At 69.0% G+C, this 16,087-nt stretch carries 1 protein-coding gene (only partly in view); it reads left to right on the top strand.

All 16,087 nt of this window come from inside a single coding sequence — locus AGRA3207_RS11620, non-ribosomal peptide synthetase (protein ID WP_273700030.1), on the top strand. Of the gene's 35,532 coding nucleotides, 11,441 precede the window and 8,004 follow it; the stretch shown corresponds to coding positions 11,442-27,528, spanning codon 3,814 (partial) through codon 9,176 (complete); the first codon wholly inside the window starts at position 2. Both codon boundaries (start and stop) fall beyond the window edges.

Genomic DNA, 16,087 nt, shown 5'->3' with positions numbered 1-16,087 from the left:
CGACCACCCGGCCTACCTGATCTACACCTCCGGCTCGACGGGCCGGCCGAAAGGTGTGATGGTCAGCCACCGCAATGTCGTGGGCCTGTTCGCCTCGACGCGGGAACTGTTCGGCCTCGTCCCGTCCGACGTATGGAGCTGCTTCCATTCGTTCGCGTTCGACTTCTCGGTATGGGAACTGTGGGGCGCCCTGGTGCACGGGGCGCGGGTCGTCGTGGTCCCGTTCGAGGTCTCCCGCTCGCCGCAGCAGTTCTCCCGGTTGCTGGAACGCGAGCGGGTAACGGTCCTCAGCCAGACCCCGTCGGCGGTGTACCAGCTCCTCGCCACGGAGGAGTTCAGCCCGGCCGCCCTGCGGCTGGTCGTGTTCGGCGGCGAGGCGCTGGACCCGTCCCGCCTGGACGGCTGGTGGACCCGCCACGACGGCGGCACCTCTTTGGTGAACATGTACGGGATCACCGAGACGACCGTGCACGCCACGCACCGCCGACTGGGCCCGGGCGACGGACGGTCCGGGAGTGTGATCGGCCGCGGGATCCCGGGCGTGCCGATGTACGTCCTGGACGATGCGCTGAGCCCGGTGCCGCCAGGCGTCGTGGGCGAGCTGTACGTGTCCGGCACCGGAGTGGCACGCGGATACGCGGGCCGCCCGGCCCTGACCGGGGAACGGTTCGTCGCCTGCCCCTTCGGCCCGGCCGGGACGCGGATGTACCGGACCGGTGACCTGGTGAAATGGGCCGCGGACGGTCAGCTGGTGTTCGCGGGCCGCGCCGACGCGCAGGTGAAGATCCGCGGATTCCGCATCGAACCCGGCGAGGTCGAAGCCGCCCTGCTGGCCCATCCCGTCGTGTCCCAGGCCGCCGTGCTCGCCTGGGAGACCGCCCCGGGCGACGAACGGCTCGTCGCCTACGTCGTCCAGGCCGACACCGCCACCGGCGCCCCCCACAGCGGTGAGCTGCGGGAATTCCTGGCGCAGCGGCTCCCCGACTACATGGTGCCCGCGGTTGTCGTCGCCTTGCCCGTTCTCCCGCTGACCGCGAACGGCAAACTCGACCGCGCGGCCCTGCCCGCACCCGCCGTCACGTCCGGCGCCGGGACCGGACGGCCCCCGGCCACGGTGCACGAACAAATCCTCTGCGGGGCGTACGCCCAGGTGCTCGGGCTGGACGCGGTCGGGGTAGACGACGGCTTCTTCGACTTGGGCGGCCATTCCCTCCTCGGGGTCAGGCTCGTGTCGCGAGTGCGCGCTTTGCTGGGCGTGGAAGTCCCCTTGCGGATGCTGTTCGAGACGCCATCGGTCGCCGGGCTGGCCGCGCGTCTCGCAGGACCCGAGGTGGGACGGGTCCGGGTGCCGTTGCGCGCCGGCGCCCGCCCCGCCCGCGTCCCGCTGTCGTTCGCTCAGCGGAGGCTCTGGTTCCTGGCCGAGCTGGACGGCCCGAGCCCGACCTACAACATCCCGCTCGTCCTCCACCTGACCGGCGACGTGGAGCCCGGCGCCCTGAACGCGGCGCTGCGGGACGTGCTCGTCCGGCACGAGTCGCTGCGGACGCTGTTCCCGTCCACGGACGGCGAGCCGCACCAGCGGATCGTCGACCCGCAGGATCTGGAATGGGACCTTCAGGTGTCGGAGGTCGATACCGCGGAATTGGAGGATCTCGCAGACCAGGCCGCGCATTACGCGTTCGACCTTTCGGAGGAATTGCCGATCCGCGCGTGGCTGCTCCGAACCGGCCCCGCCGACCACGTGCTGATCGTGGTGATGCACCACATCGCCGGCGACGGATGGTCCATAGGGCCGCTCGGCCGGGACCTGTCGACGGCGTACGCGGCGCAGCTGCACGGCGAAGCCCCGGCATGGGAGCCGCTGCCCGTGCAGTACGCGGACTACGCGCTCTGGCAGCAAGAACTGCTGGGGGAGGAGTCCGATCCGGACAGTCTGCTGTCGGCCCAGATCGGCTACTGGCGGACGGCACTGGCCGGCGCCCCGGAAGAACTGGCACTACCGGTCGACCGGCTCCGACCTCCGACCGCGACCCATCGGGGCCACCGGATTCCGTTGCGCGTCCCGGCCGAGGTCCATGGGCGGCTGGTGGAGCTGGCGCGGGCCGAGGGTGTGACGGCGTTCATGGTGTTGCAGGCGGCGTTGGCGGTGACGTTGTCGCGGCTGGGTGCGGGCATCGATATTCCGGTTGGTTCGGCGGTGGCGGGGCGTACCGATGAGGCTGTGGATGATCTGGTGGGCTTTTTCGTCAACACGCTGGTGATCCGTACTGATCTGTCGGGTGATCCGGAGTTCCGTCAGGTTCTTGGGCGGGTGCGTGAGGCGGGTTTGGGTGCGCTGGCGCATCAGGATGTGCCGTTCGAGCGGCTGGTGGAGGAGCTCGCGCCGTCGCGGTCGATGGCGCGGCATCCGTTGTTCCAGGTGATGCTGACGGTGCAGAACACCGACCGGGCGGTGCTCGATTTGCCGGGTGTCGACGTGGGCGTGCCGTCGTTCGACCGGGCGACCGCAATTGCGAAGTTCGATTTGGATGTGTCGGTGGGGGAGGAGTTCGACGAGGAGGGCCGTCCTGCCGGTCTGCGGGGTGTGGTCGTCGCGTCCTCGGATCTGTTCGAGCGTAGGACGGCTGAGCGGCTGGCGGGCTGGCTGCTGCGTGTGCTGGACACCGTGACCGCGACTCCGGACGTTCGGCTTCACGCCGTGGACGTCCTGGACGCGGATGAGCGCGACCTGGTACTGAACGGCTGGAACGACACTGCGGTCGAGGTTGCGGGTGTTTCGGTGGTGGGGTTGTTCGAGCGGTGGGTGGCGGCTGGGCCGGGTGCGGTGGCGGTGGTCGCCGATGGTGTCGAGGTGACTTATGGCGAGTTGGATGTGGAGGCGGGTCGTCTGGCGCGGTATCTGCGCGACATGGGTGTGGGCGCGGAGTCGGTGGTGGCGTTGTGCCTGCCGCGCGGTGCGCAGATGGTGACCGCGATTCTGGGTGTGTGGAAGGCGGGGGCGGCGTATGTGCCGATCGATGCGGGCCTTCCGTCCGAGCGGGTCGGGTTCATGCTCGCCGACAGTGGCGCTGAGCTTGTTCTGACGGTTCGGAGCGAGGGAACGGTTGACGGTTTCGCGGGAGTTCCGGCCGTGTGTGTGGACGAGCCGGGCCTCCTTCCGGAGGGGGCTGGGGTTTCGTCTTCGGTGGCTGTGGGTGGGTTGGGTTTGGCGTATGTGATTTATACGTCGGGGTCGTCGGGGGTTCCGAAGGGTGTGGCGGTGTCGCACCGCTCGCTGGTGAATTTGGTGTCGGTGTTTGGTCCGGTGATGGGTGCCGGTCCTGGTGTTGGGGTCTTGCAGTTCGCCTCGTTCAGTTTCGACGCCTCCGTTCTGGATGTGGCGGTGGCGTTGTCGCAGGGTGCGGCGTTGTGGGTGGCGGGTGATCGTGAGCGTGCCGAGCCTGGGCTGCTTCGCACCTTCGCCGGGGTGGGGACGGCGAGTGTGGTGCCGTCGTTGCTGGGGGTGGTGGAGCCAGCGGATCTGGCGCAGGTTGAGACGCTGCTGGTGGGTGCGGAGGCGATCAGCGAGCAGGCGGCGCGGGTGTGGTCTGCGGGTCGGCAATTGGTGAACACCTACGGGCCGACCGAGGCGACGGTGATGGTCGCGGCGGCTGAGGTGGATCCCGACCGTCCCGGCCCGGTGCCGTTCGGCCGTCCGATCTCCAATACCCGGTTGTTTGTGCTGGACGGATCGCTTGGTCCAGTTCCTGTGGGCGTGGCCGGGGAGTTGTATGTCGCCGGTGCCGGGCTGGCGCGTGGTTATGCAGGACGTGCGGGGTTAACCGGGGAGCGGTTTGTCGCCTGTCCGTTCGGGGCGCCGGGTGAGCGGATGTATCGGACTGGGGACCTGGCCAAGTGGGCTCCGGACGGGCAGCTGGTCTTCGCGGGCCGGGCGGATGAGCAGGTGAAAATTCGAGGGTTCCGCGTCGAGCCCGGCGAGGTCGAGGCCGCGCTGCTGGCGCACTCGGACATCACCCAGGCCGCCGTGGTGGCGCGCGAAGACGACCCGGGAGACAAACGCCTTGTCGCCTATGTCGTCCCCGCCGACCTCCAGGCTGCCCCCGACCATGAAGAGCTAGGTCGGTTCCTGGCGGGGCGGTTGCCGGACTACATGCTCCCGTCCGCGCTGATGGCGATACCGGAACTGCCGCTGAACGCGAACGGGAAGCTGGACCGCAAGGCATTACCCGTTCCGGAATACACGGAAAGGGTGGGCGGCCGGGGGCCTGCATCGGTGCAGGAGGAGATCCTGTGCGGCGCGTTCGCCGACGTCCTCGGATTGGACGCCGTCGGGGTGGAGGACGACTTCTTCCGGCTTGGTGGGCATTCGTTGTTGGCGGCGCGGTTGGTGTCGCGGGTTCGGGTTCTGCTTGGGGTGGAGGTGGAGGTTCGGGCGTTGTTCGAGGCTCCGACGGTGGCGGGGTTGGCTGCTCGTGTGACCGCAGGCGGGGATGGCCGGGTTCGTCTGCCGTTGCGGGCGGGGGTGCGTCCCGAGCGGGTGCCGTTGTCGTTCGCGCAGCGTCGGTTGTGGTTCCTTGGCCAGTTGGAAGGCCCCAGTCCGACTTACAACATCCCACTCGCGATCCAGTTGACCGGCGAAGTGGACGTCGTTGCCCTGGAGTCCGCGCTGCGGGACGCGGTCATCCGTCACGAGTCGCTGCGGACGCTGTTCCCGTCTGTGGAGGGTGAGCCGTATCAGCGGATTCTCGAGCCGCAGGAGTTGGTGTGGGATCTGCGGGTGTCGCGGGTGGAGGCGGGGGATTTGCTGCGGGTGGTGGGTGAGGCGTCGCGGTATGCCTTCGATCTGTCGGCGGAGGTTCCAATCCGGGCGTGGTTGTTCGAGGCCGGTCCGGATGTGCGGGTGCTGGTGGTCGTGGTGCATCACATCGCTGGTGATGGCTGGTCGATGGTGCCGTTGGGACGGGATGTCGCGGTGGCGTATGCGGCGCGGCTTGAGGGCCGGGAGCCGGTCTGGGGTTCGTTGCCGGTGCAGTACGCCGACTATGCGTTGTGGCAGCGCGAACTCCTCGGTGAGGAGTCCGACCCCGAAAGTCTCCTCTCGGCACAGGTGCAGTTCTGGCGGACGACCTTGGCAGGGATCCCGGAGGAATTGCTGCTTCCAACGGATCGGGTTCGTCCTGCGGCGGCCGGCCATGCCGGTCATCGGGTGCCGTTACGTGTATCGGCCGAGGTCCATGGGCGGCTGGTGGAGCTGGCTCGGGCCGAAGGCGTGACGACATTCATGGTGTTGCAGGCGGCGTTGGCGGTGACGTTGTCGCGCCTCGGAGCGGGCACCGACATTCCGATCGGTTCGGCGGTGGCGGGGCGCACCGATGAGGCCGTGGACGATCTGGTCGGCTTCTTTGTCAACACGCTGGTGATCCGTACCGACCTGTCGGGCGATCCCGAGTTCAGGGAAGTTCTTGGGCGGGTGCGTGAGGCGGGTTTGGGTGCGCTGGCACATCAGGACGTGCCGTTCGAGCGCCTCGTGGAGGAATTGGCTCCCGAACGAGCACTGGCGCGGCATCCGTTGTTCCAGGTGATGTTGACGGTGCAGAACACCGATCGCGCAATGCTCGATTTGCCGGACGTGGTCGCTGAGGCGCTGCGTTCGGACGGCCCGGAAACGGTGGCGAGATTCGATCTGGATGTGTCGGTGGGGGAGGAGTTCGACGGGCAGGGCTGTCCTGCGGGACTGCGGGGCGCGGTCGTCGCCTCCACGGATCTGTTCGACCGCGCGACCGCTGCACGGCTGGCCGAATGGTTCGCCCGTGTGCTGGAGACCGTCACCACCACCCCGGACGTTCGGCTTCACGCGGTGGACGTCCTGGACGCGGATGAGCGCGACCTGGTGCTGAATGGCTGGAACGGCCTCGTGACGGACGTGTCGGGGTCGTCAGTGGTGGGGTTGTTCGAGCGGTGGGTGGCGGCTGAGCCGGGTGCCGTGGCGGTGATCGCCGACGGCGTCGAGGTGACCTACGGCGAACTGGACGCGGAGGCGGGTCGTCTGGCGCGCTACCTGCGTGGTTGTGGCGTGGGCGCCGAATCGGTGGTCGGCCTGTGCCTGCCGCGCGGGGCGCAAATGGTGACCGCGATCGTGGCCGTATGGAAGGCGGGCGCGGCATATCTGCCGATCGATGCGGACCTTCCACCCGAGCGGGTCGCGTTCATGCTCGCCGACAGTGGTGCGGAGCTGGTACTGACGGTTCGGGCCGAGGACGCCGTCAGCGAAGAGGGCTTGGCCGGAGTGCCAGCCGTCCGATTGGACCAGCCCTATCCGTCTACGGAACACCCTGCATTCGAGGCGTCAACCGAGGTACACCCGACCGGCCTTGCGTATGTGATTTATACGTCGGGGTCGTCTGGGATCCCGAAGGGCGTGGCGGTTTCGCATGGGTCATTGCTGAATTTGGTGTCGGTGTTCGGTCCGGTGATGGGTGCCGGGCCGGGTGTTGGGGTGTTGCAGTTCGCCTCGTTCAGTTTCGATGCGTCGGTTCTGGATGTGGCGGTGGCGTTGTCGCAGGGTGCGGCGTTGTGGGTGGCGGGTGATCGTGAGCGTGCGGAGCCTGGGTTGCTTCGCGCCTTCGCCGGGGTTGGGGCGGCGAGTGTGGTGCCGTCGCTGCTGGGTGTGGTGGACCCGGTCGATCTGGCGCAGGTGGAGACGCTGCTGGTGGGTGCGGAGGCGATCAGTGAGCAGGCGGCGCGAGTGTGGTCTGCGGGTCGGCGGCTGGTGAACACCTATGGGCCGACGGAAGCGACGGTGATGGTCGCTGCTGCTCCCGTGGATCCTGACCGTCCGGGCCCCGTGCCGTTCGGCCGTCCGATCTCGAACACCCGGCTGTATGTGCTGGATGGGACGCTCAGCCCGGTGCCGATCGGCGTGGCCGGGGAGTTGTATGTCGCCGGTGTGGGGTTGGCGCGGGGTTATGCGGGACGCCCGGGGTTGACGGGGGAGCGGTTCGTCGCCTGTCCGTTCGGGACGCCGGGTGAGCGCATGTATCGCACCGGGGACCTGGCGAAGTGGGTTCCGGACGGTCAGCTGGTGTTCGCGGGCCGGGCGGATGAGCAGGTGAAGGTTCGAGGGTTCCGAATCGAGCCTGGCGAGGTAGAGGCGGCGCTGCTGACCCATTCCGACGTGTCCCAGGTCGCCGTGGTAGCGCGTGCGGACGGTCCCGGCGACAAGCGTTTAGTCGCCTACATCGTCCCCGACGATCCTCAGGCTGCCCCTGCTCCCGAAGAGCTACGTCGGTTCGTGGCGGCGCGGTTGCCGGAGTATATGGTCCCGTCCGCGCTGGTGGCTTTACCGGAACTGCCGCTTACCCCCAATGGAAAGCTCGACCGCCGCGCGTTACCGGCGCCCGAATACAGCACCGGTGAAGGCCGCGGGCCGAACAGCGTCCAGGAGGAGATCCTTTGCGGCGCGTTCGCCGATGTCCTAGGTGTGGACGCGGTGGGGGTGGAGGACAACTTCTTTGATCTCGGTGGGCATTCGTTGTTGGCGGCGCGGTTGGTGTCGCGGGTTCGGGTTCTGCTTGGGGTGGAGGTGGAAGTTCGGGCGTTGTTCGAGGCTCCGACGGTGGCGGGTTTGGCTGCTCGTGTGGCCGCAGGCGGGGATGGCCGGGTTCGTCTGCCGTTGCGGGCGGGGGTGCGTCCGGAGCGGGTGCCGCTGTCGTTCGCCCAGCGTCGGCTATGGTTCCTCGGCCAGTTGGAAGGCCCCAGCCCGACCTACAACATCCCTGCTGCGATTCGACTCACAGGCGAGATCGATGTCGGTGCTCTCGGAGCGGCTTTGAGGGACGTGGTCATCCGTCACGAGTCGCTGCGGACGCTGTTCCCGTCTGTGGAGGGTGAGCCGTATCAGCGGATTCTCGAGCCGCAGGAGTTGGTGTGGGATCTGCGGGTCTCGCGGGTGGAGGCCGGGGATTTGCTGCGGGTGGTGGGTGAGGCGTCGCGGTATGCCTTCGATCTGTCGGCTGAGGTTCCGATCCGGGCGTGGTTGTTCGAGGCCGGTCCGGATGTGCGGGTGCTGGTGGTCGTGGTGCATCACATCGCCGGTGATGGCTGGTCGATGGTGCCGCTGGGGCGGGATGTCGCGGTGGCGTATGCGGCGCGGCTTGAGGGCCGGGAGCCGGTCTGGGATTCGTTGCCGGTGCAGTACGCCGACTATGCGTTGTGGCAGCGCGAACTCCTCGGTAAGGAGTCCGACCCGGAGAGTCTTCTGTCGGCGCAGATGGACTACTGGCGGACGACACTGGCCGGCGCTCCCGACGAGTTGTTGCTCCCGGCGGATCGGGTTCGTCCTGCGGCGGCCGGTCATAGCGGTCATCGGGTGCCAGTGCGGGTCCCTGCCGAGGTCCATGGGCGGCTGGTGGAGTTGGCGCGGGCCGAGGGTGTGACGGCGTTCATGGTGTTGCAGGCGGCGTTGGCGGTGATGTTGTCGCGGCTGGGTGCGGGCATCGATATTCCGGTTGGTTCGGCGGTGGCGGGGCGTACCGATGAGGCTGTGGATGATCTGGTGGGCTTTTTCGTCAACACGCTGGTGATCCGTACTGATCTGTCGGGCGATCCGGAGTTCCGTCAGGTTCTTGGGCGGGTGCGTGAGGCGGGTTTGGGTGCGCTGGCGCATCAGGATGTGCCGTTCGAGCGGCTAGTGGAGGAGCTGGCGCCGTCGCGGTCGATGGCGCGGCATCCGTTGTTCCAGGTGATGCTGACGGTGCAGAACACCGACCGGGCGGTGCTCGAATTGCCGGGTGTGGTCGCTGAGGCGCTGCGTTCGGACGGCCCGGAAACGGTGGCGAAGTTCGATTTGGATGTGTCGGTGGGGGAGGAGTTCGACGAGGAGGGCCGTCCTGCCGGTCTGCGGGGTGTGGTCGTCGCGTCCTCGGATCTGTTCGAGCGTAGGACGGCTGAGCGGCTGGCGGGCTGGCTGCTGCGTGTGCTGGACACCGTGACCGCGACTCCGGATGTTCGGCTTCACGCCGTGGACGTCCTGGACGCGGATGAGCGCGACCTGGTGCTGAACGGCTGGAATGACACTGCGGTCGAGGTTGCGGGTGTTTCGGTGGTGGGGTTGTTCGAGCGGTGGGTGGCGGCTGGGCCGGGTGCGGTGGCGGTGGTCGCCGATGGTGTCGAGGTGACTTATGGCGAGTTGGATGTGGAGGCGGGTCGTCTGGCGCGGTATCTGCGCGACATGGGTGTGGGCGCGGAGTCGGTGGTGGCGTTGTGCCTGCCGCGCGGTGCGCAGATGGTGACCGCGATTCTGGGTGTGTGGAAGGCGGGGGCGGCGTATGTGCCGATCGATGCGGACCTTCCGTCCGAGCGGGTCGGATTCATCCTGGCCGACAGCGGTGCGCAGCTCGTTCTGATGGTTCAGGAAACCGGGGGCGTGGTAGATGCGTCGGCCGGATTGCCGGTCGTGTTCCTGGACGACCCTCAGGTGACGGAGGAGCCTGGGGATTCGATTTCGGTGGCTGTTGGCGGGTTGGGTTTGGCGTATGTGATTTATACCTCGGGGTCGTCGGGGGTTCCGAAGGGCGTGGCGGTGTCGCACCGCTCGCTGGTGAATCTGGTGTCGGTGTTCGGTCCGGTGATGGGTGCCGGTCCTGGTGTTGGGGTCTTGCAGTTCGCGTCGTTCAGTTTCGATGCGTCGGTGTTGGATGTGGCGGTGGCGTTGTCGCATGGTGCGGCGTTGTGGGTGGCCGGCGCCGAGCAGCGAGATCATCCACAGAGATTGCGGGAGTTGGACGGTGTGCGGGCGGCCAGTGTCGTGCCGTCGCTGCTGGGGGTCTTGGAGCCGACCGATCTGGCGCAGGTTGAGACGCTGCTGGTGGGTGCGGAGGCAATTAGCGAGCAGGCGGCGCGGGCGTGGTCTGCGGGTCGGCAATTGGTGAACACCTACGGGCCGACCGAGGCGACGGTGATGGTCGCCGCGGCTGAGGTGGACCCTGACCGTCCCGGCCCGGTGCCGTTCGGCCGTCCGATCTCGAACACCCGGTTGTTTGTGCTGGACGCATCGCTTGGTCCAGTTCCTGTGGGCGTGGCCGGGGAGTTGTATGTCGCCGGTGCGGGGCTGGCGCGGGGCTATGCGGGACGCCCGGGATTGACCGGGGAGCGGTTCGTCGCCTGTCCGTTCGGGTTGCCGGGTGAGCGGATGTATCGGACCGGGGACCTGGCCAAGTGGGCTCCGGACGGTCAGTTGGTGTTCGCGGGCCGGGCGGATGAGCAGGTGAAGGTTCGTGGGTTCCGCGTCGAGCCGGGCGAGGTCGAGGCGGCGCTGCTGGCGCATTCGGATGTCGCGCAGGCCGCCGTGGTGGCGCGGGAGGACGACCCGGGTGACAAGCGACTCGTCGCCTATGTCGTGCCCGCCGACCTCCAGGCCGCTCCCGAGCCCGAAGAGCTACGGGAGTTCGTCGGCGACCGGTTACCCGACTACATGGTCCCGTCCGCACTGGTGGCTTTACCGGAACTGCCACTAACCGTGAACGGGAAGCTCGATCGCAGGGCATTGCCCGCTCCGGAATACACGTCCGGGGCAGGCCGGGCGCCGTCATCGCTGCGTGAAGAGATCCTGTGCGAGGTGTTCGCCGATGTCCTCGGGTTGGACGCGGTCGGGGTGGAGGACGACTTCTTCCGGCTGGGCGGGCATTCGCTGCTGGCGGTGCGTTTGGTGGAGCGGCTGCGGGTTCGAGGTGTGTCTGTTCCGGTGCGGGCGCTGTTCGCGTCGCCGACCCCCGCCGGTCTGGCGCGCGTGACGGGCACCGATTCGATGGTGGTGCCGGAGAACCTGATTCCTGAGGATGCACAGGTCATCACCCCGGACATGCTGCCGTTGGTGGAATTGTCACAGCCGGAGATCGATCGCCTCATCGCCGGGATCGATGGTGGCGCGGCGAATGTCGCGGACGTGTATCCGCTGGCGCCGATCCAGGAGGGCATGCTCTTCCACCACCTCATGGCTGGTGAAGGCGCGGACGTCTACATGACGGCGCGCGGCCTGGAATTCGATTCGCGGGATCGCCTGGAGAAGTTCGTCCAAGCGATGCAACTGGTGGTGGACCGCCATGACATCTACCGGACGGCTGTGGCCTGGGACGGTCTGAGCGAGCCGGTCCAGGTCGTGTGGCGGCGCGCCGTCCTGCCGGTCGTGGAGCACGAGATCGGCGCCGAGCGTCCGAAGACGGCGGAGGCGTTGCTGGCCACGGTCGGCTCGGCGATGGACCTCGGCCGGGCGCCGCTGATGGACGTCCACACCGCCGAGCTGGACGACGGCCGCTGGGTCGGGCTTGTGCGGATGCATCACATGCTCCAGGACCACATGGGCATGGACGTCCTGCTGCGCGAACTGAGAATGGTCCTCGCCGGGCAACTGGAGCAGCTGGCGCCGGCGTTGCCGTTCCGCAATTTCGTGGCCCAGACGCGGGGCGTGCCGCGGGCCGAGCATGAGCGGTTCTTCGCCGATCTGCTGGGTGACGTGACCGAGCCGACCGCGCCGTTCGGGCTGATGGACGTCCGCGGCGACGGCGGCGGTGTCATCTCCGACTCCCTCCTGGTGGACGCCCGGATCGTCGCGAGGCTGCGCGAGGTGGCGCGGCACCTGGGAGTGAGCACGGCGACGGTGCTGCACGTGGCGTGGGCGCGGGTCCTGGCGACGCTGTCGGGACGCGGCGACGTGGTGTTCGGCACCGTGCTGTTCGGCCGGATGAACGCCGGGGCGGGCGCCGACCGCGTCCTCGGCCCCTTCATCAACACCCTGCCGGTACGGCTCCGGACGGCCGGGACGGGAGCTCGCGCGGCCGTCGAGGAGATGCACGCACAACTGGCGGGACTGCTGGAGCACGAGCACACGCCGCTGGCGGTCGCCCAGCAAGCCAGCGGAATCGTCGGCAACACACCGCTGTTCACCTCCCTGTTCAACTACCGGCACAGCGACCAGCAGGCGGGCGAGGACCAGCGGCAGCCGATCGACGGAGTCCGCAGTGTCCTCGCCCGCGAGCGGACCAACTATCCGCTGACCGTCGCGGTGAACGACCTGGGACCGGACCTGCTCAGCCTCACCGTGGAGGCCGTCGCGTCCATCGACGCGAACGCGGTCGGGGAGCTGCTGCGGACTACGGTGTCGAACCTCCTCGACGTCCTGGCCGGGACCCTGGACGGCGGCCAAGACGTCGCCCTCCTCACGATCGGCATCCTCGGCGCCGAGGAACGCCACCAGGTAGTGGACGGCTGGAACGACACTGCGGCTGAGGTTGCGGGTGTTTCGGTGGTGGGGTTGTTCGAGCGGTGGGTGGCGGCTGGGCCGGGTGCGGTGGCGGTGGTCGCCGACGGCGTCGAGGTGACTTATGTCGAGTTGGATGCGGAGGCGGGTCGTCTGGCGCGGTATCTGCGCGACATGGGTGTGGGCGCGGAGTCGGTGGTGGGGTTGTGCCTGCCGCGCGGTGCGCAGATGGTGGCGGCGATTTTGGGTGTGTGGAAGGCGGGGGCGGCGTATGTGCCCATCGATGCGGACCTTCCGTCCGAGCGGGTCGGATTCATGCTCGCCGACAGTGGCGCTGAGCTCGTTCTGACGGTTCGGAGTGAGGGTGCGGTCGATGGTTTCGCGGGGGTTCCGGCTGTGTGTGTGGACGAGCCGGGTCTTCTCCCGAAGGAGCCGGGGGATTCGGTTTCGGTGGCAGTGGGTGGGTTGGGTTTGGCGTATGTGATTTATACGTCTGGGTCGTCGGGGGTTCCGAAGGGTGTGGCGGTGTCGCACCGTTCGTTGGTGAATCTGGTGTCGGTGTTCGGTCCGGTGATGGGTGCCGGTCCTGGTGTTGGGGTGTTGCAGTTCGCGTCGTTCAGTTTCGATGCGTCGGTGTTGGATGTGGCGGTGGCGTTGTCGCATGGTGCGGCGTTGTGGGTGGCCGGCGCCGAGCAGCGAGATCATCCACAGAGGTTGCGGGAGTTGGACGGTGTGCGGGCGGCGAGTGTGGTGCCGTCGTTGCTGGGGGTGTTGGAGCCAGCGGATCTGGCGCAGGTTGAGACGCTGCTGGTGGGTGCGGAGGCGATCAGCGAGCAGGCCGCGCGGACGTGGTCTGCGGGTCGGCAATTGGTGAACACCTACGGGCCGACCGAGGCGACGGTGATGGTCGCGGCGGCTGAGGTGGATCCCGACCGTCCCGGCCCGGTGCCGTTCGGCCGTCCGATCTCCAATACCCGGCTGTATGTGCTGGACGATCTGCTGAGTCCGGTGCCGATCGGCGTGGCCGGAGAGTTATATGTCGCCGGTGCCGGGCTGGCGCGGGGTTATGCGGGACGCCCGGGATTGACCGGGGAGCGGTTTGTCGCCTGTCCGTTCGGGGCGCCGGGTGAGCGCATGTACCGGACCGGAGATCTGGCGAGGTGGGCTCCCGATGGCCAGCTGGTCTTCGCGGGCCGGGCTGATGAACAGATCAAGATCCGTGGGTTCCGCGTCGAGCCCGGCGAGGTCGAGGCGGCGCTGCTGGCGCATTCGGACATCACTCAGGCCGCCGTGGTGGCGCGCGAGGACGACCCAGGCGACAAGCGACTCGTCGCCTATGTCGTCCCCGCCGACCTCCAGGCCGCTCCCGATCCTGAAGAGTTGCGGGAGTTCGTCGGCGACCGGTTACCCGACTACATGGTCCCGTCCGCGCTAGTGGCTTTACCGGAACTGCCGCTCACCCCCAATGGAAAGCTCGACCGCCGCGCGCTACCGGCGCCCGAATACAGCACCGGTGAAGGCCGCGGGCCGACCACCGTCCAGGAGGAGATCCTGTGCGAGGTGTTCGCCGACGTCCTCGGATTGGACGCGGTCGGGGTGGAGGACGACTTCTTCCGGCTGGGTGGGCATTCGCTGCTGGCGGTGCGTTTGGTGGAGCGGCTGCGGATGCGGGGTGTGTCGGTTCCGGTGCGGGCGCTGTTCGCGTCGCCGACCCCCGCCGGTCTGGCGCGCGTGGCGGGCACGGAATCGGTGGCGGTGCCGGAGAACCTCATCCCGCGAAACGCCGACCGGATTACGCCGGACATGCTGCCGCTGGTGGAGTTGTCGCAGCCGGAGATCGATCGCCTCATCGCGGGGATCGAGGGTGGCGCGGCGAATGTCGCGGACGTGTATCCGCTGGCGCCGATCCAGGAGGGCATGCTCTTCCACCACCTCATGGCCAAGGGCGGCGATGACGTCTACGTCACCGCGCGGGTGCTGGAATTCGACTCGCGGAACCGTCTTGACGGGTTCGTCCACGCGTTGCAGCAGGTGGTGGACCGCCATGACATCTACCGGACGGCGGTCGTCTGGGACGGTCTGAACGAGCCGGTCCAGGTCGTGTGGCGGCGTGCCGCGTTGCCGGTGACCGAACACGCCCTTCCCGTCGAATGTCCAGGTGAGGGCGTCGGCCTCCCGGGTGCGGTCGACGCGCTGATGGCCGCGGCCGGGACGGCGATGGACCTCGGCAGGGCACCGATGATGGACGTCCACATCGCCGAGCTGGACGGCGGCCGCTGGCTGGGCCTGGTGCGGATGCATCACATGCTCCAGGACCACATGGGCATGGACGCCCTCCTGCGGGAGATGCGGGCCGTGCTCGCGGGCCGTCCGGAGGAGCTGGCCCCGGCGCTGCCGTTCCGCAACTTCGTCGCCCGGTCCCGGGAGGTGCCGCGGGCCGAGCACGCGCGGTTCTTCGCCGATCTGCTGGGTGACGTGACCGAGCCGACGGCGCCGTTCGGGCTGATGGACGTCCGCGGCGACGGCGCCGACGTCGGTTCCGAGCTGGTCCCGGTCGACGACGAGGTGGTCGCCCGGCTGCGTGAGGTGGCGCGGCTGCTGGGCGTCAGCCCGGCGACGGTGCTGCACGTGGCGTGGGCGCGGGTCCTGGCGACGCTGTCGGGACGTGAGGACGTGGTGTTCGGCACCGTGCTGTTCGGCCGGATGAACGCCGGGGCGGGCGCCGACCGCGTCCTCGGCCCCTTCATCAACACCCTGCCGGTGCGGCTGCGGACCGGCGGGACGGGGGTCCGGGCGGCCGTCGAGGAGATGCGCGTCCAGCTGGCGGGGCTGCTGGAGCACGAGCACACGCCGCTGGCCGTGGCGCAGCAGGCCAGCGGGATCGCCGGTGACACGCCCCTGTTCACCTCGCTGTTCAACTACGTCCACGCCGACCAGGTCCCCGGCGGGCAGGCGGGCGCGGCTGCCATCGACCAGGAGCCCGCCGACCGGGCTTCCGACGGCCGGGCGGCGGACGCGGCGCGGGAGCTGCCGGTCGAGGGGATCCGGAGCCTGCTCGACCGGGACCGGACGAACTACCCGCTGACCGTGGGCGTCAACGACGACGGCACCGCGAAGATGAGCGTGACCGTCCAGGCCGTCTCGTCCATCGACGCCCCGGCGGTCGGCCGCCGGCTGGGCATCGCCGTCCGCGCCCTGGTCGAGGCCCTGGCCGGGACGTTGCGCGGCGATCCGGACGTCCCGCTGCGGACGATCGACGTGCTCGGCCCGCGCGAGCGGGAGCGGCTGCTGACCGGCTGGAACGACACGGCCGCGGCGCTGCCGGACTCCTCGGTCACGGGGCTGATCGAGCAACGGGCGGCGGTCGCGCCCGACGACGTGGCGGTGGTCGCGGGCGGCGCGGAACTGTCGTACGGGGAGCTGAACGCGCGGGCGAACCGGCTGGCGCGGTGGCTGATCGCGTGCGGCGCGGGACCGGAGCGGTTCGTCGCGGTGGCGCTGCCCCGCTCGGTGGACCTGCCGGTGGCGCTGCTGGCGGTGGCCAAGTCGGGCGCCGGCTACCTGCCGGTGGACGTGGACCACCCGGCCGAGCGGCTCGCGATGATGGTCGCGGACGCCGCGCCGGTCGCGGCGGTGACCTCGGCCGGCCTCGCCGGGCTGCTGCCCGCCGCCGGGACGGCCGTGGTCGTGGACGACCCTCACACCTCCGCCGCGGTCGCGGCGTGCCCGGCGGCGGACGTGACCGACGCCGAGCGGCTCGCGCCGGTCACCGACGCGCACCCGATGTACGTGATCTTCACGTCCGGGTCCACCGGCCGTCCCAAGGGCGTGGTG

It is taken from the genome of Actinomadura graeca (assembly GCF_019175365.1).
Classification (GTDB): Bacteria; Actinomycetota; Actinomycetes; order Streptosporangiales; family Streptosporangiaceae; genus Spirillospora; species Spirillospora graeca.
This window is presented reverse-complemented; position numbering and strand designations above follow the sequence as displayed.